Below are 15,751 nucleotides of genomic sequence, written 5' to 3'. Positions count from 1 at the left end.
ACGGCGGCTGTCGCAGCGGGTGGATGTCCAGGGCGCGTTTCCGAGATACATCGCCATGGCATTTCTCCGCGATGGCGGTGCGGGGCGCTCGCTTTCGGAGTGCTCCGCAACGCCGATGGCCGGCCACTCATCGAGTGACCGGCCACCACGAGTGCGTGGAACGATCAGGCCGCACCGACCGCCGGGATCGCCGCGCCGACCGGAACTGCGGCCCGACGGGGCATCGCGAGGGTCACCGCCGCCCCGACCACGGAGACGATCGCACCGATCAGGAACACGACGCTGAAGCCGTCGGTGTCATAGAACGCGACCCCCTGCGCGACCATCGCGACGTGGGAGTTGTTGAGCACGGTGAACGCGACCACCGACAGGACCGCCGGGAACACACTCTGACTCACCGCGACGATGCTCGCGGTGGTCGCCTGCAATTGCGGCGACACCGCCTCGATCACCAGGTTCGGCACGGCCGCATACGACATGCCCTGCCCGAATCCGAGGATGGTGGCCGCGAGGATGATCGTCGCCTTCTCCGAATGATCGACTGCGACAACCGCGAGACCGGCGGCCATGAACGCCAGACCGGCGGACATCAGCAGGCGCGGCGGGAACTGCCGGCTCGCCAGGACCCCGACGAGCAGACCACCGACGACGATGGCGATGACCATCGGCAACTGGAAGACCGCATACTGTTCGGCGGACAGGCCCCACCCGTATCCGAGCTGCATCATGCCGGGAACCATCACCATCATCGGCACCAGGATCGCGAACAGGCCCGAGATTCCGTAGGCGACACCGGCACTGACCGTGGTCAGGTAGACCGGACGTCGAGCGAGGACTGCGAGGTCGATCAACGGCTGGGACACGATACGTGCCGACACCAGCCACGCGACGACAAGCGCGGCGCCACCGATGAGGAATGTCAGGGTCTCCGACGCCGTCCACCCCCACGTCGGGCCGAAACTCACGGCGATCAGCACACCCGCGAGCCCACCACCCAACAGGACCGCCCCGATCAGGTCGACGGACGTCCGGACCCGCAGCGGCGACTCGTCGACCGTCACCGCGATGGCGAACCCGATCGCGATCACACATGCGAACAGGAACCAGAAGATCGCCCGGAAGCCGAAATCGTCGATGAGCCAGCCGGTCAGGAACGGGGCGGGCACAGCGACCAATCCCATGCCGGTCGTCGCGATGCTCACCGACAAGGCGACGGCTCGGGGCGGGAACACGTCCCGGATGAGCGAATACCCCAGGAACAGACAGGGTACGAGAAATCCCGACAGTGCACGGCCCGCGATCATCACGCCGTAGCCGGGGGCGATGGCCGACAACAGGCAGCCCACCGCAGCAAGCGCCACGCAGACGAGGAGCAGACGGCGCTTGCCGTAGAGATCCGACAGCCGCCCGATCACCGGTGAGGTCACGGCTCCGGTGAGGAGGAACGCCGTCAGCAGCCACGCGCCCTGCGTCGTCTGATAGTGCGTCACGATGAACGGCAACGCCGTCGAGATCATCAGATAGCTGATTGCGAGGACTTCGAGCAGCAGCACGAGCGAGATGAGGCCGAGAACCAGACGCGGTGACCACGTCCCGTCGTCGGCCGACGACGCGACGGTCGACGGGGTGCCGTCGGGGCCGGTCGGAATGGGGTGAGCAGGCATCGCATACCTTTCGTGGATCAGTCGAAACCTCAACGGCCGACTGTGATCTGAATCCGAAGTGCTACACAGTGTGGCACCAGTCACATCACAGTCGGCCGCCGCACACAACACCACCGGCATCTCCCACCTGGCGGGAGATGGTGCGCGCAAGGGTCATTCGACGCCCACGAGCTCAGATCTGAGTGGCGCCCGCATCCACGGCCAACGTCGCCGCGGTGATGTATCGCGCCTCGTCGGATGCCAGGAACAACGTCGCGTTGGCGATGTCACGGGGTTCGACCCACGGCACCGGCAGCATGTTCATCGTGCGTGCTGCCACCGCGAACTCCTCGCGCGTGGGTTCGGCGAGGTCGGGCCGGAACGACGAGCGAACCGCCGCATTCTGGATCATCGGCGTGTCCACGTTGGTGGGGTGGACGGTGTTGACGCGGATGCCGTGCGGTGCCAGCTCTTTCGCGAGGCTGCGCATCAACCCGACGACACCGTGTTTCGCCGCGGTGTAGTGCGCCACACCGGGCAGTCCGCGGAGCCCGGCGATCGAACTGGTGAGGACCATTGCTCCTCCACCCGAATCGATCAGATGCGGCGCCGCTGCCGCACACGTCGCCCAGACCCCGGTCAGATTGACGTCCAGCATGGTGTCCCAGGCCTCATCGGTCAGCTCGACAGCTGCACCCTTGGACGTGATACCGGCTGTTGCACAGACGATGTCGAGGCCACCGAGCCGGACGACTGCAGCGTCCACAGCCGCTGCCAGCTCGTCTCGCTCCCGGACGTCCGCGACGATGACTGTCGCTCGCCCACCCTGCTTCTCGACCAGGCGGGCGGTCTCCTCGAGTTCCTCCCGGGACGCCGGCGGGGTCACCGTCGTCTCGATGTGTCGGCAGATGTCGACGACGATGACATCGGCACCTTCCTCGGCGAGGCGCACTGCCTGGGCGCGCCCGATCCCGCGCGCGGCTCCGGTGACCAGGGCGACCTTTCCCGCAACCCGGCCCATCACGAGGCCTTCGCCAGAAGTCCGGCGTCGACGACGACATTCGTACCGGTGATGTACCGCGCGTCGTCGGACAGCAGGAACACCACCGCGTTGCTGACATCCTCCGGCTCGACCCAGGGCACACCGAGGAGATTCCGGGAGGCAAGCGCCTGCGCGGCGTCCTCCGCCGACGGCACCTCCAGATCAGGTCGCAGTCGCGCGAACACGTTGTGGTTGAGGATCATCGAGGTCCCGACCGAGCCCGGGTTGACTGTGTTCACCCGAATCCCCTGGGCACCCATCTCGTTCGCGAGTGTCTGAGCCAGACCGATCACACCGTGTTTGCTCGCACAATAGTGGGCGACTCCGGACGCGCCCTTGATCGCGTTCGTCGATCCGATCAGCACGACCGCCCCGCCGGGAGACATCATCGGTACGCACGCCTTCACGGTGTGCCAGGCGCCGGTGAGGTTCACCCCCAGGACATCGCGCCAGGTGTCGATGTCGAGCTCCCAGGTGGAGGCAGCGGTCGGATACACCCCGGCGTTGGCCACGACCGCATCGATCCGGCCGAAGCGATCCATCCCGGAAGCGACAACTCCCGACAGTTCGTCGAGGTCGCGGATGTCCGCGGTTCCCACCAGACAGCGCCGTCCGGTTCGCTCCACCGCCGCTGCCGTGTCCGCCAGGTCGTCGGCCGCAGACATCAGATCGATCGCCACGACATCGGCACCTTCTTCCGCCAGCCGCACACAGTGACTGCGCCCCATCCCCCGCGCGGCCCCGGTCACCACGGCGACCCGTCCTGCCATCCTGCTCATCGGCGCTCTTTCCCTGCTCGTCGCGACTGTCTGTATCCACTCATGCGCGGACCGTACGACCGAGTTCTGGACATCGGCGATGGCGTGTTCCCGCTCAGCGGGTCGTCGGAGATTTCCTCCCGGCCAGCAGAATCCGTCACCGGCGAGACCACCAGGCGGGCCCCAGCATTCACGAAGCGACTGAAGGAGGTTCGCCTGTGACGACCATCGCGCCACCCCCGGCACGGCCACGTTCGGTGACGGTCCGTGTGGCCCGCGTCATCGACGAGACGGCCGATGCCAGATCACTCGTCTTCGAGGTGCCGGCAGAGGCCGCCACGCAGTTCGCCTATCGCCCGGGCCAGTTCCTGACCGTGCGGGTGCCGAGCGCGCGCACCGGGTCCGTCGCACGCTGCTACTCACTCGCGAGTGCTCCCGGTGTGGACGACCACCTGATGGTCACCGTCAAGCGCACCCGCTCTGGCTACGGGTCGAATTGGTTGTGCGACAACGTATCCGCGGGTGACGAACTTGATGTGCTCCCACCGTCGGGCGTCTTCACGCCTTCCTCACCCGACGACGACCTGCTCCTGTGGGGCGCGGGCAGCGGCATCACGCCGCTCTTCTCGATCCTGAAGGCGACACTCGCCGGCGGCCGCGGGCGCGTCGCCGTGATCTACGCCAACCGAGACCCGGATTCGGTCATCTTCGCCGATGACCTGCGCCGCCTCGCCGCTCGTCACCCCGATCGGCTCACCGTCATCCATTGGCTCGAGTCACTTCTGGATGTGCCCACAGCCGAGCAGCTCGCCGCCCTCGCAGCTCCGTTCGCCGACCGTCAGTCATACATCTGCGGGCCGGGCGGTTTCATGGCCGCCGCGAAGGACGCACTGGGTCGCCTCGACGTCGACCGCTCCCGTGTTCACGCCGAGATCTTCACCTCCCTGACCGGTGACCCGTTCGCCGCACCGACGTCCGGCGGTTCCGGTACCGCCGACGACACGAGTGACGCGACCGTCGTCGAGGTCGAGACCGACGGTCAGACACACCGCCTGTCGTGGCCACGCTCGTCGAACCTGGTCGACGTGATGATCTCGCACGGACTCGAGGTGCCGTACTCCTGTCGCGAGGGCAGCTGCGGAACCTGCGCCTGCACCGTCGTGAGCGGGGACGTCGTGATGACGGACCCGGGGGTTCTCGACGCCGACGACATCGAGGCAGGCTACGTACTCGCCTGCCAGGCCCGACCCGACAGCGCCGTCGCACGGATCCGCTTCTGACCAGCTGGCAACCCCGACTCATCCCCCTCCGACTCATCCATCCTCCGACCGCCCGACTCCCACGAGAACAGGACCTTTCATGTCGCCCCGCCACAGCCCGTCGGCCACCCGTCGATTCACCGTCGCGGCCCTCGCCGTTGCCACCATTGCCGCACCGAGCCTGACGACCGCCGCCTGGTCGGCGGCCGCGCCGATCGCAGCCACACCGACCGCCGCCGCACCGACCCTGGGCATCTCGGCCGCGAACGCGCGTGACGTCGGCGGGTATCGCACGCGCTCCGGCGCGACCGTCCGCACCGGCGTCGCGTATCGGAGCAATGCCCTCACCACCCTCACCGACGCCGACAAGCAGACGATGGTCGCGCGCCGGATCGGCACCGTCATCGATCTGCGCTCCCCCAACGAGGTCGCCGCCAATCCGGACAACCTGCCTCCGGTGGCCTACATCCGACGACCCATCTGGGACTCCGGCGCCGATTTCTATCTCACGGTCAACCGCATCATCGCGAAAGGGCCCGCAGCACAGCAGGCAGCGCTCGGCGACGGCGGTGCAGCGAGGCTCATGCGTGACTACTACCGATGGATGATCACCAGCGCGACATCACGCTCCGCACTCGCCCAGACCATGCGCGACATCGGGGCGTCGCCGACCCCGGTGCTGTTCCATTGCACCTCCGGTAAGGATCGGACCGGGTTGTTGTCGGCGGTGATGCTCACCGCCCTCGGCGTCGATCAGCAGACGGTCCGCCGCGACTACCTGGCCTCCACTACCTACCTGGCGGCCGGCAATCGTGCGCAGATGGCCTACCTCGTCGAGAAGGGCCTGGTCGCCGATCCGGCTCTCTTCGCGCCGATCCTCGGGGTCCAGCGCGACTTCCTCGACGCGTCGTTCGACCAGATCCGCAGGTCATACGGCTCGTTCGATCGGTTCCTCACCGCAGGCCTGCAGTTGTCCGACCACGATCTCCGCGCACTCCGGTCGCGCTTGATCCAGCGAGGTCCGACCATGCCCTTCGCGGGATCGGTGGCCTCCGGTAGTGCCGGATGAGCACTTCACCGGGCCCGCCCCTGGCGCCCTATTTCTGCAACGTGTTCTAATTCTAGGAAGAACACGTTCCACCCGTGGCGCATGAAGGGATCCCCATGGCCGGCGCGACCGAACCCGCAGCACAGAACACCCCCTCCTCTCCCGAGACGTTCGACGTCATCGTCGTCGGTGCCGGCGCGGCCGGCTTGAGCGCGGCCATCACCGCGGCGGCGAGCGGGCTGAAGACGGTGATCATCGAGAAATCCCCGTACTGGGGCGGCTCGACGTCGCGGTCCGGCGGCGGTGTGTGGATTCCGAACAACTCGGTACTCAAGCGTGACGGCGTCGACGACACGGTGGCGAAAGCCCGCGAGTACGTTCACGCCATCATCGGCGAACACGCGCCGGCCGAACGGATCGACACCTACATCGATCGCGGCCCCGAGGCGCTGGACTTCCTGATGAAGCACGCCCCGTTGGACCTCGAATGGGTCAAGAACTACTCCGACTACTATCCCGAGGCCCCCGGCGGCCGGCTCGCCGGGCGGTCCGTGGAGCCCCGGCCCTTCGACGCCCGCGCCCTGGGCGACGACCTGAAGACGCTGCACCCGCAGTACACGAAGGCTCCGCTGAACATGGTGGTGCTGCAGTCCGACTACCGATGGCTCAACACCGGTCTACGGCACTGGCGAGGCCCGGTGCGGATGGCCAAGGTCGGTTCGCGCTTCTTCTGGGCCCGCTCGCGGGGCAAGAAGCTCATCGCGATGGGTGCCGCGCTGGCTGCCGAACTCCTGCTCGGTGTCCGGCAGCTCGGCGTGCCGCTGCGCCTGAACACCGGCCTCGCCGATCTGCTCACCGAGGACGGGCGGGTCGTCGGCGTGATCGCCGAATCCGATGGTGCCACCTATCCGATCCATGCGCGGCACGGCGTGATCCTGGCGTGCGGCGGCTTCGAGAACAATCCCGAGATGCGTCGCAAGTATCAGCGGGAGCCGATCGGTTCCGACTGGACGACCGGCGCACCGTCGAACACCGGTGACGGCATCAACGCGGGCCTGAAGATCGGCGCGTCCGTGGCCCTGATGGACGACGCCTGGTGGGGCCCGACCATCCCGCTCCCGCGCGGTCCGTGGTTCGCACTGTCCGAACGAGCCGTTCCCGGCACGTTCATGGTCAACGAGCGTGGTCAGCGGTTCATGAACGAATCGCTGCCCTACGTCGAAGCGGTCCATCAGATGTACGGCGGCGAGTACGGCCAGGGCGACGGTCCGGGCGAGAACGTTCCGGCCTGGCTGATCATGGACCAGACCTGCCGCAACCGCTACCTCTTCGCCGGAATCAATGCACGGCAACCACTTCCCAAGAAGTGGTTCGACTCCGGCGTCGTCGTCAAGGCGGGCTCCATCCGCGAACTCGCCGAGAAGATCGGACTGTCCGCCGACGCGCTCGCACAGACCACCGAACGCTTCAACGGATTCGCGCGCTCGGGTGTCGATGCCGACTTCGGTCGTGGCACAAGTGGTTACGACCACTACTACGGCGACATCACGAACAAGCCCAATCCGAGTCTGGGCGCTCTCACGAAGGCACCGTTCTACGCGGTCAAGATGGTGCCCGGCGATCTCGGGACCAAGGGTGGCCTCGAGACCGACTCCGCCGGAAGAGCTCTGCGCGCCGACGGATCAGTGATCGAGGGCCTCTACGCGGCCGGCAACACCAGCGCCCCGGTCATGGGCCACACGTACGCCGGTCCGGGCGCGACCATCGGACCCGCACTCGTGTTCGGGTATCTCGCAGCCCTCGATGCGGCCGCCAAGGCCTCGTCATCGTCCGCCACCCCGACCAGTACAGGAGCCTGAGACCGTGCCCATCGATCCGTCCGTGGCGCTCGGCGCCGAACTGCCCGAGGTCAGCTTCGAGTGGTCGGCCTCTGATGTCGCGCTCTATCACCTCGCCGTCGGTGCGGCCGCCGACCCGATGGACACCGCGGGACTCGCCTACGTCGACGACGTGTCGCCGAAGGTGTTGCCCTCCTTCGCCACTGTTGCCGCATCGTTCCACGCGACCGAGGCGCCCAAGGTCTCGTTCCCGGGGATCGACATCGACCTCGCGAAGGTCGTACACGGCAGCCAGCAGGTGACCGCGCATCAGCCACTGCCGGCGAGCGGCAAGGCGACGACCCGGACCACCATCGCCGAGATCCAGGACAAAGGATCGGCCGCGGTGATCATCCAGGAGTCGGTCACCGTCGACGACACCGGGAGCCCACTGTGGACGGCGCGGTCCTCCATCTTCGCCAAGGGTGAGGGCGGTTTCGGCGGCGAACGCGGGACATCGTCGAAGGTCGCCTACCCGGATCGCGCACCGGATCACCGACTCTCGGTCCCCACCCTTCCGCAGCAGGCCCTGCTCTACCGGCTGTGTGGCGATCGCAATCCGCTGCACTCCGATCCCGCATTCGCCTCGAACGCCGGATTCCCCCGCCCGATCCTGCACGGCCTGTGTACCTACGGCACGGTGTGCCGAGCTGTCACCGACGCCGTACTCGACGGCGAGGCCGCGGCGGTGGCCGACTTCTCGGCCACTTTTGCCGGCGTCGTGTTCCCCGGCGAGACACTCGATGTCGACATCTGGGACGAGAACGGCCGACTCCTGATCGCGGCATCGGTGGCCGACCGTGACGGCGCGCCCGCCCTGGGCAATGTCGTTCTGTCCGTGGCCGATTGAGGTTCTTCGACGACCAGGTCACCACTGCGTCTGAGGAGTAGCGTCACCACGGTGCCTGAGGAGCGAGCTTGCGAGCGTCACGAAGGCCCTTCGAGACGCTTCGCTCCTCAGGGATCAGGTGACGCTTCGCTCCTCAGGGATCGAGGAGACGCTTCGCTCCTCAGGGATCGAGGAGACGCTTCGCTCCTTCCGTTGATCGAGTAGACACCGAGCCGCCAGGCGAGGCGTCGTATCGAGATCACCGCGCTCACCGCCTCGGCAACAGTTCGATCAGCGCCCGCAGATCGTCGTCGGTGGGGACCTCCCTCACGAAGACCACACGGTAGAGCAGGTACCCGGCCCATCCGTCGACGACGACATCCACGGGCAATGACGCCGGCAACTCCCCCCGATCGATGCCGCGGCGCAACAGTGTCGCGCCCGGCTCGAACCGCGCGCGCAGGATGTCGCGGAGGCCGGCCTGTCCCTCCTCGCCGCGCTCGGCGAGCGCACCTGCGACGACGGTGGGCCCACCCAGCAGAGTCAATGTGTGCACCAGGTCGCGGAGATATCCCAGGGCGTCCTCGCCGGCCGAACCGGTGTCCGGAATCGGTGGCGCCGAGAGTTCGACGGCGAACGCATCGGTGATCACGGCCGCCTTGGTCGGCCATCGTCGGTAGATGCTGGCCTTGCCCACGCCGGCTCGGGCAGCGATCGACTCCATCCCCACCTGGTGATATCCGACTTCGCCGACGAGTGCACGGGTCGCCGCGAGAATGCGCGCGTCGAGGTCCGGGTCGCGCGGTCGACCACGACCCCGCCCCTCGGGTTGCGCATCGTTCGGCTCGGCCATGCTCCTCCGTCCCGGAATATCGAGACTGCGTGTCTCGTTATTCTGACTGTACGTCCCGCCGCTGCGACGGGGCGGATCTCTGACGAAAGAAGGTAGTCCACCATGACCGCACGTTTCACCGATCAGGTCGTTCTCATCACCGGGGCCGGGTCAGGACTCGGTCGCGCCGCCGCCACGCAGATCGCCGCGGAGGGTGCATCACTCGCACTCGTCGACGTCAGCCAGGCGGGCCTCGCGGAGACCGCGGCACAGATCGCCGACGTCGCCTCCGCCGCCAAGGTGATCCAGATCGTCGCCGACGTGTCGAAGGAGGAGGACGTGGCTCGCTATGTCGCGGAGACCATCTCCACCTTCGGCCGGATCGACGGCTTCTTCAACAATGCCGGCATCGAGGGCAAGCAGGACCTGACAGAGGACTTCGGGACCGAGGAGTTCGACAAGGTCGTCGCAATCAACCTGCGCGGGGTATTCCTGGGGCTCAAGCACGTTCTCGCCGTGATGAAGAAGCAGGGTTCCGGCAGTGTCGTCAACACCGCCTCGGTCGGCGGGATCCGCGGCGTCGGCAACCAGTCGGGCTATGCGGCCGCCAAGCACGGTGTCGTCGGACTGACCCGCAACTCGGGGATCGAGTACGGGCAGTTCGGCATCACCGTGAAAGCCATTGCCCCCGGGGCGATCATGACCCCGATGGTCGAGGGATCGCTCAAGCAGATCGATGCCGACAACTGGGAAGAGGTCGGCCGCGAGTTCGTGAGCAGCAACCCGATGAAGCGTTTCGGCCGTCCGGAGGAGGTGGGTGCCCTCGTCGCCTTCCTGCTGTCCGAGCAGGCGTCGTTCATCAACGCCACGGTCGTGCCGATCGACGGAGGTCAGTCCGAGAAGTACTGATCGGCTAACCTCGACGCGGACCACATCCGCCGAGAAGTTGATGCCCGCCCGGGCACCGAGGAGATCCCATGAGTGATTCGCTTCAGTCCCTGCTCGACACCGACCGCGCCGCCGTGGTCGCCGATCTGGCCGACGTCATCGACGCGGAGGTGTCCGACCAGAAGGGATTGGGCGGCGCTGCCGTCAAGACGGCCTACGCGGCCGCCCAGAAGGTCAAGCCGGGGGTGGTCGCGTCCGCGACGGACAAGATGCTGCCGGACTTCCTGTCGGCCCTCGCGCCGTTCTGGGATTCGCGTCCCACGGGCATCGCCTTCGCCGATCATCTCGTCGCCAACGACGACGCGGTCGCCGAGGCACTGCTGACCGTCACCGACGATCAGGCGGCCACTGCGAAGCCTGCGCTCGCTAAGGCCTACAACTCCTTGCGCGGCAAGGCCAAGGGCTACGTCATCGCGGCACTGCCCCGCGTCGGCGGCGTCATCGAGAAGCACGCCGCCTGACCCACGAGTTCGTCCGCTGCGCCTCGTCGAGTCCGCTCGGCGGGGCGCAGTCACGTCTGGCGCAGTCAGGCCGCCGACGTCACGATGACGAGGAGGCCGGCGACGACCGCGACCAGTGCCGCGAGCATCGACACCACACGCCATACATGTACGCGAACAGGTGTGTAGTCGGTACCTTGTGAAGAGGCGACCTGAGGTGAGGCCATGATCTCTCACTTTCGGTAGTCCCGGACGATTGACCAAGAGGACAGCTGCCGGGTTCTTGTTACTGCAGTGATAAATGTGTCACATGTTGCATCAAGATGGTGGTCTCCCACACTGCGTGTCGCGATAACGATCAGGCAACACGTTCGGCAGGTACCGCTTCGAAGGGTGACGATGACGAGGTTGCGTTCCACCGATCTCCGCTCGGTCTGGCTGATCACGATCGCATGCGCCGCGGTCAGCATGGTCGTCGCCGCGATGGCCGCGCTCAACACCGCGCTCCCCGATATCGCGATCGACACCGGCGCCGACTCCGGCCAGATGACCTGGATCGTCGACGGCTACACGCTCGCCCTCGCCGCGCTGCTGCTGCCGGCCGGTGCGATCGGTGACCGGTTCGGACGACGCGGTGTCCTCATCGTCGGACTGTTCGTCTTCGCCGTGGCGTCGGTGCTGCCCGTGTGGATCAGCGATCCGACGCAGCTGATCGCCACCCGGGTGCTCGCGGGCGTGGGCGCCGCACTGATCATGCCGACGACGCTGTCGCTGATCACCTCCGGTGTGCCGGAGAGTCGCCGCGCGCTCGGGGTGAGCATCTGGGCCGCTGTTGCGGGCGGCGGTGCGATCGCCGGTTTCCTCGTCACCGGCATCCTGCTGGAGTTCTTCACCTGGCATTCGATCTTCATCACGTTCGCCGCGTCGGCGGTCGTGACCGCGGCACTGTGTTTCACCATCGGCAGTTCCCGCGACAGCAGCCCCGGACGGTTCGACGTCGCCGGTTCACTGACGTCGATCCTGGGCATCACCGGTGTCGTGCTCGGGTTGTTGGAGGCACCGCACCGCGGCTGGGCCGATCCGCTGGTCCTGATCGGGCTGATCGGCGGAGTCATCCTCGTGGTCGCGTTCGTGTTCCTCGAATTGCGCCGGGAATCACCACTCCTGGACGTCCGCCTCTTCACCAACCGCGCATTCGGGTCGGGCTCTCTGGCGATCGCCATGCAGTTCTTCGCGTCGTTCGGCGTGTTCTATCTGATGCTGCAGCAGCTGCAGCTGGTCTTCGGGTACTCCCCGTTGCAGTCGGCGTTTGCGCTCATGCCGATGGTGGCGGGAGTCGGCACCTTCGCCCTGCTGGGCAACTGGCTGGCGGTCCGGTTCGACGCATTGCGCTTCGTCTTGGCCGGCGGCATCCTGCTGGCCGGCGTGGGCATCGTCCTGCTCGGGGTCGTCCACTACGAGACGTACTGGACCGCGATCTGGATCATCGTGTTGTGCGCCATCGGGATCGGACTCGCGACGGCATCGTCGACGACCGCCATCATGTCGAACACACCCCTGGACAACCAGGGGATCGGGTCCGCCGTCAACGACACGGCACGCGAGATCGGCGCGGCCATCGGGATCGCGGTGGCCGGCAGCATCATGGCGGCGGGCTATTCGAACCGGATCGGTGCCGTCGCCGACAACGCACGCACCCAGTTGACCGCCGCCGGCGAACAACGCATCGCCGCCGGAGATCAGCTCGGGGGTCAGATGCTCGTGCAGCAGGCCGGTCAGGCCGCCGACCACATCCGACGCTCGCTCGCCGAGGCGACGGCCGTCGTCGAGCGCCTCGCGGACCGCGCCGGACCACTGGCGACGCAGATCGCCCACGACGCCCAGAACGCGTTCCTCGAGCCGATGCGACAGGCGTACATCGTCCTCGGCGCCATCCTCGTCGCGAGCGCGTTCGTCCTCGCGTGGCTCGCCCCTCGCCGGGTTGTCGCCGTCTCGCCGGATGCCCCGAGGACCGACGACGGCACGGAAGCCGACGGTGAGCGGCACGAGGACGTCGGTGTCGGCGCGCGGACCACCGATGCCTCGGCGCCGTCGCGCACGGACACCACTGCGGACTGACCGGTCGTGTCGGCCTCCGGCGTCGTCGGCAGCATCATCGCCGTCGCGCTCCTGGTGATCGTCATCATCGCGACGGTCGGTGCACGGCGGATTCCGGCCGCGCTCGTCGCGGTGCCCGTCGCCGTGCTGGTGGTGCTGCTGGGCCTGACCGATCTCGACGACGCCCTCGACGAGATCTGGTTCATGGCACCGACGATCGGTTTCCTGGCAGCGATGCTCGTGGTCGCGGATGTGTGCGCCCGCACCGGGGTCTTCACCTGGATCGGTACAGTGCTTGCGGGGTGGAGCCGGTCATCGCCGAATCGCTTGCTGCGCATCGTCTTCCTGGTGGCCGCCGCCACGACGGCCGTCCTGTCCATCGATACGACGATCGTGTTGTTGACCCCGGTGGCGGTCGCCACGGCTCGCCGTGTCGGTGCGCGGATCGCGCCGGTGGCCTACGCCAGCAACCACCTCGCCAACAGCGCGTCCACGCTGTTCCCGGTCTCGAACCTGACCAACCTCCTGGCCTTCGGCGCCACCGGCCTGACGTTCCTGGGCTTCACCGGCCTCATGGCAGCGCCATGGGTGGTCGCGATCGTCGTCGAGTATCTGATCTTTCGGTGGTTCTTCGCCGACGCGCTCGCGGCACCCTCTCCGCGGCGGGGCGACGGGGACGGCGCCGAGTGCGCGGACAGCTCGAGAACTGCGCCGGAGGTTCCGGCCCCGCACACTCCGCGTGCCGTCCTCATCGCGTTGGGACTGCTGCTGGTGGCCTTCGTCGTCGCCGAACCGCTCGGCATCCCGCTGGCGGCGGTTGCCGGCATCGGGGCGCTGATCATGGTGACGCCGTTGTTGTTCCGCGCGCCGGCAGAGACCCTCGCCCACACGGTCCGAGCGATCAACGTGCCGTTCCTGGCCTTCGTCGCCGCGCTGGGCGTCATCATCCTGCCCGTCCGTCAAGGACCGCTGGGTGACGCCGTCAGCTCGTTGATCCCTTCGGGCACAGGGTTGTTCGCACTGCTGGGAGTCGCGGCGCTCGCGGCGGTTCTGGCGAACCTGCTCAACAACCTGCCCGCGACCCTTCTCCTCGTGCCCTTGGTGGCCCACCAGCCGGCCTTGGTGCTCGCCGTACTCCTCGGGGTGAACATCGGCCCGAACCTCGCCTACTTCGGGTCGCTGGCAAACCTCTTGTGGCGCGATGTGATGCACCGGCAGAGCGCGCACCCGGCATCACGTCAGTACTTGATGCTGGGTGCGTTGACGGTTCCGCCGACGTTGGCCGCGGCGGTCGTCGCGCTCTGGGCGGGGTTGTCGATCAGCTAGCCGCGCCTGCGGTCTCTCCCGCCGCTGCCGCCGCGGACTTCGCCCACCGATAGTCGGCCTTGCCGGCCGGTGTCCGCTTGACCTCGTCGACATAGACCACGGTGCGGGGCACCTTGTAGCGGGCCAGGGTTTCGCGGCAGTGCTCCTGGATCTCGTCCAGTGTCGGCTCGATCGCACCGTCGGCGACCGCGATGACCGCTGCGACACGCTGGCCGTATCGCTCGTCCGGTACCGGCACCACCAACGCATCCGCCACCGCCGGGTGGGCGTGCAGCGTGGCTTCGACCTCTTCCGCGTACACCTTCTCACCACCGGTGTTGATGCACTGCGAGCCGCGACCGAGGAACACGATGCTGCCGTCGGCCTCGACGGTACCCATGTCGCCGAGAATCGATATGCGCGTGCCGTCGGCCAGGGTCGGGAACGTCTTGGCGCTCTTCTCCTCGTCCTTGTAGTAGCCGAGCGGGACGTTGCCGATGCGGGCGATGTAGCCGACCTCGCCGGAGCCCGGCTCGATCTTGTTGTGGCGTTCGTCGACGACCATCATCTTCTCGGTCGGCGGCACCCGCAGGTTGCCGTTGTCGTCCATCATGATCTCGCCGTCGTTTCCGGACTCCGAGGCACCGAAGTTGTCGCGCAGCACCAGATCCGGCTTCACCCCGAGGAACCGGTCACGCACGTGCTGCGACCAGATGGCGCCACCCGAGGTGACCGAGAACAGCGACGACAGGTCGACCTCGCCGGCGCGACGTTCGAACTCCTCGACGAGCGGCATACCCATCGCGTCGCCCACGATGAGGATGATCTGCACCTTCTCCTTCTCCACCTCGGACACGATCGCCTCCGGGTTGAAGTCCCGCTGGATGACGAGTCGCCCGCCCAGGGTGAAGAACGTGAACAGTGAGTACGACGCGGCACCGTGCATCAGCGGCGCTGCCAGCAGGAACGCCATCGATGGGAAATCCTTGACCGCCGTGGCGATCTCGTCGAGGTCCTTGCGCGCGTCACCGTACGGGTTGCCACCCGAGAGCGGCTTGCGGAAGAAGTCGTCGTGTTGCCACATGACACCCTTCGGGTATCCGGTGGTGCCACCCGTGTACAGCAGGTAGAGCTCCTCACCGTTGCGGGCCTCGAAGTCCCGCTCGGTGGACTGCTGCGCAGTATCGGCGAACGACACGATCTGCACGGTACGTCCGCCTGGCAGGTCGGCCGCCGCCGCGGCCAACTCGTCGACGACCTCGCCGATCACGAAGACGGCACGCACCGTGGACAACTCGGGCAGCAGGGCGGCGACACTGCGCTGATGCTCGGGCACCTCGACGATGATCGCGCGCGAGTCGGAGTTGTCGAAGATGTACTGCAGTTCAGCGTTGGTGTAGCGATAGTTGATGTTGACGGGTACGGCACGGATCTTGAGCAGTCCGAGCAGGCTCGTCACGTGTTCCACGCTGTTCTTGAGGAACAGCGACACGTTGTCGTGCGCACCGATCCCGGCGCCCGACAGCAGATGTGCGACCTGGTTGGCGAGACCGTCGAGTTCGGCATAGCTGATCTGCCGTCCCTCATAACTCAACGCGATGCGCTCGGGCACCGCGTCGGCAACCGTCTCGAACACATCGGCCAGATTGAACTTCATGTCTACTCCCTCTGCT

The 15,751-nt window shown here is 67.1% G+C and carries 14 protein-coding genes; 8 read left to right on the top strand and 6 right to left on the bottom strand.

Annotated elements, in window-relative coordinates; translation table 11 throughout:
- Positions 1–164: 164 nt before the first annotated feature.
- From EEB19_RS10680 to EEB19_RS10670, 3 genes are all read right to left on the bottom strand, one after another.
- Positions 165–1,664, bottom strand: a complete 1,500-nt coding sequence (locus tag EEB19_RS10680) for an MFS transporter (protein WP_187585979.1) — start codon at positions 1,662–1,664, stop codon at positions 165–167.
- Positions 1,665–1,836: 172 nt separating this feature from the next.
- A complete protein-coding gene (locus tag EEB19_RS10675; RefSeq protein WP_187585977.1) occupies positions 1,837–2,664 on the bottom strand; it encodes a mycofactocin-coupled SDR family oxidoreductase in 828 nt (275 codons plus the stop codon).
- Positions 2,664–3,464, bottom strand: coding sequence for a mycofactocin-coupled SDR family oxidoreductase (locus EEB19_RS10670; RefSeq protein ID WP_187585975.1), 801 nt, complete (start codon positions 3,462–3,464; stop codon positions 2,664–2,666). The genes EEB19_RS10675 and EEB19_RS10670 overlap by 1 nt, the downstream gene beginning before the upstream one ends.
- A 197-nt stretch (positions 3,465–3,661) precedes the next feature.
- On the opposite strand from EEB19_RS10670, the gene EEB19_RS10665 reads away from it, so the two are divergent.
- The 4 genes from EEB19_RS10665 (at position 3,662) to EEB19_RS10650 (ending at position 8,477) form a co-directional block, all read left to right on the top strand.
- The gene (locus EEB19_RS10665) at positions 3,662–4,723 is read left to right on the top strand and encodes a ferredoxin--NADP reductase (RefSeq protein WP_187585973.1); all 1,062 of its coding nucleotides are present in this window, start codon (positions 3,662–3,664) and stop codon (positions 4,721–4,723) included.
- 79 nt (positions 4,724–4,802) lie between these two features.
- Entirely contained in the window at positions 4,803–5,771 is a 969-nt protein-coding gene (locus EEB19_RS10660; protein WP_187585971.1) for a tyrosine-protein phosphatase, read from the top strand.
- A gap of 95 nt (positions 5,772–5,866) precedes the next feature.
- Positions 5,867–7,609: a 3-oxosteroid 1-dehydrogenase gene (kstD, locus tag EEB19_RS10655; RefSeq protein WP_187585969.1), complete on the top strand. Its 1,743-nt coding sequence runs from the start codon at positions 5,867–5,869 to the stop codon at positions 7,607–7,609.
- A 4-nt stretch (positions 7,610–7,613) separates the two neighbouring features.
- Entirely contained in the window at positions 7,614–8,477 is an 864-nt protein-coding gene (locus EEB19_RS10650; protein ID WP_187585967.1) for a MaoC/PaaZ C-terminal domain-containing protein, read from the top strand.
- Positions 8,478–8,724: 247 nt separating this feature from the next.
- On the opposite strand, the gene EEB19_RS10645 is transcribed toward EEB19_RS10650, so the two are convergent.
- Positions 8,725–9,309, bottom strand: coding sequence for a TetR/AcrR family transcriptional regulator (locus tag EEB19_RS10645; protein ID WP_187585965.1), 585 nt, complete (start codon positions 9,307–9,309; stop codon positions 8,725–8,727).
- 102 nt (positions 9,310–9,411) lie between these two features.
- Here EEB19_RS10645 and EEB19_RS10640 point away from each other — a divergent pair, with 102 nt between their 5' ends.
- Together EEB19_RS10640 and EEB19_RS10635 are read left to right on the top strand one after the other, a co-directional pair.
- Positions 9,412–10,197: an SDR family oxidoreductase gene (locus EEB19_RS10640; protein ID WP_187585963.1), complete on the top strand. Its 786-nt coding sequence runs from the start codon at positions 9,412–9,414 to the stop codon at positions 10,195–10,197.
- A gap of 68 nt (positions 10,198–10,265) precedes the next feature.
- Positions 10,266–10,697 (top strand): hypothetical protein, encoded by a 432-nt coding sequence (locus EEB19_RS10635; protein WP_187585961.1) that lies wholly within the window; start codon positions 10,266–10,268, stop codon positions 10,695–10,697.
- A gap of 65 nt (positions 10,698–10,762) precedes the next feature.
- Here the strand turns inward: EEB19_RS10635 and EEB19_RS10630 are convergent, their stop codons facing one another.
- Positions 10,763–10,903, bottom strand: coding sequence for a hypothetical protein (locus EEB19_RS10630; RefSeq protein ID WP_187585959.1), 141 nt, complete (start codon positions 10,901–10,903; stop codon positions 10,763–10,765).
- A 172-nt stretch (positions 10,904–11,075) separates the two neighbouring features.
- Here EEB19_RS10630 and EEB19_RS10625 point away from each other — a divergent pair, with 172 nt between their 5' ends.
- Together EEB19_RS10625 and EEB19_RS10620 are read left to right on the top strand one after the other, a co-directional pair.
- The gene (locus tag EEB19_RS10625; RefSeq protein ID WP_187585957.1) at positions 11,076–12,794 is read left to right on the top strand and encodes an MFS transporter; all 1,719 of its coding nucleotides are present in this window, start codon (positions 11,076–11,078) and stop codon (positions 12,792–12,794) included.
- Positions 12,795–12,800: 6 nt separating this feature from the next.
- Positions 12,801–14,099, top strand: a complete 1,299-nt coding sequence (locus EEB19_RS10620) for an SLC13 family permease (protein ID WP_187585955.1) — start codon at positions 12,801–12,803, stop codon at positions 14,097–14,099.
- On the opposite strand, the gene EEB19_RS10615 is transcribed toward EEB19_RS10620, so the two are convergent.
- Positions 14,092–15,735, bottom strand: a complete 1,644-nt coding sequence (locus EEB19_RS10615) for an acyl-CoA synthetase (protein WP_187585953.1) — start codon at positions 15,733–15,735, stop codon at positions 14,092–14,094. The genes EEB19_RS10620 and EEB19_RS10615 overlap by 8 nt on opposite strands.
- Positions 15,736–15,751: the final 16 nt, after the last annotated feature.

The organism is Gordonia sp. OPL2 (assembly GCF_003797825.1).
Lineage (GTDB): Bacteria > Actinomycetota > Actinomycetes > Mycobacteriales > Mycobacteriaceae > Gordonia.
This window is presented reverse-complemented; position numbering and strand designations above follow the sequence as displayed.

Excerpts from the sequence above, each read along its gene's own strand:
- EEB19_RS10680 (WP_187585979.1), bottom strand. The coding sequence starts at position 1,664 with ATGCCTGCTCACCCCATTCCGACCGGCCCCGACGGCACCCCGTCGACC.
- EEB19_RS10675 (WP_187585977.1), bottom strand. The coding sequence starts at position 2,664 with ATGGGCCGGGTTGCGGGAAAGGTCGCCCTGGTCACCGGAGCCGCGCGC.
- EEB19_RS10670 (WP_187585975.1), bottom strand. The coding sequence starts at position 3,464 with ATGAGCAGGATGGCAGGACGGGTCGCCGTGGTGACCGGGGCCGCGCGG.
- EEB19_RS10660 (WP_187585971.1), top strand. The coding sequence starts at position 4,803 with ATGTCGCCCCGCCACAGCCCGTCGGCCACCCGTCGATTCACCGTCGCG.
- kstD (WP_187585969.1), top strand. The coding sequence starts at position 5,867 with ATGGCCGGCGCGACCGAACCCGCAGCACAGAACACCCCCTCCTCTCCC.
- EEB19_RS10645 (WP_187585965.1), bottom strand. The coding sequence starts at position 9,309 with ATGGCCGAGCCGAACGATGCGCAACCCGAGGGGCGGGGTCGTGGTCGA.
- EEB19_RS10640 (WP_187585963.1), top strand. The coding sequence starts at position 9,412 with ATGACCGCACGTTTCACCGATCAGGTCGTTCTCATCACCGGGGCCGGG.
- EEB19_RS10635 (WP_187585961.1), top strand. The coding sequence starts at position 10,266 with ATGAGTGATTCGCTTCAGTCCCTGCTCGACACCGACCGCGCCGCCGTG.
- EEB19_RS10630 (WP_187585959.1), bottom strand. The coding sequence starts at position 10,903 with ATGGCCTCACCTCAGGTCGCCTCTTCACAAGGTACCGACTACACACCT.
- EEB19_RS10625 (WP_187585957.1), top strand. The coding sequence starts at position 11,076 with ATGACGAGGTTGCGTTCCACCGATCTCCGCTCGGTCTGGCTGATCACG.
- EEB19_RS10615 (WP_187585953.1), bottom strand. The coding sequence starts at position 15,735 with ATGAAGTTCAATCTGGCCGATGTGTTCGAGACGGTTGCCGACGCGGTG.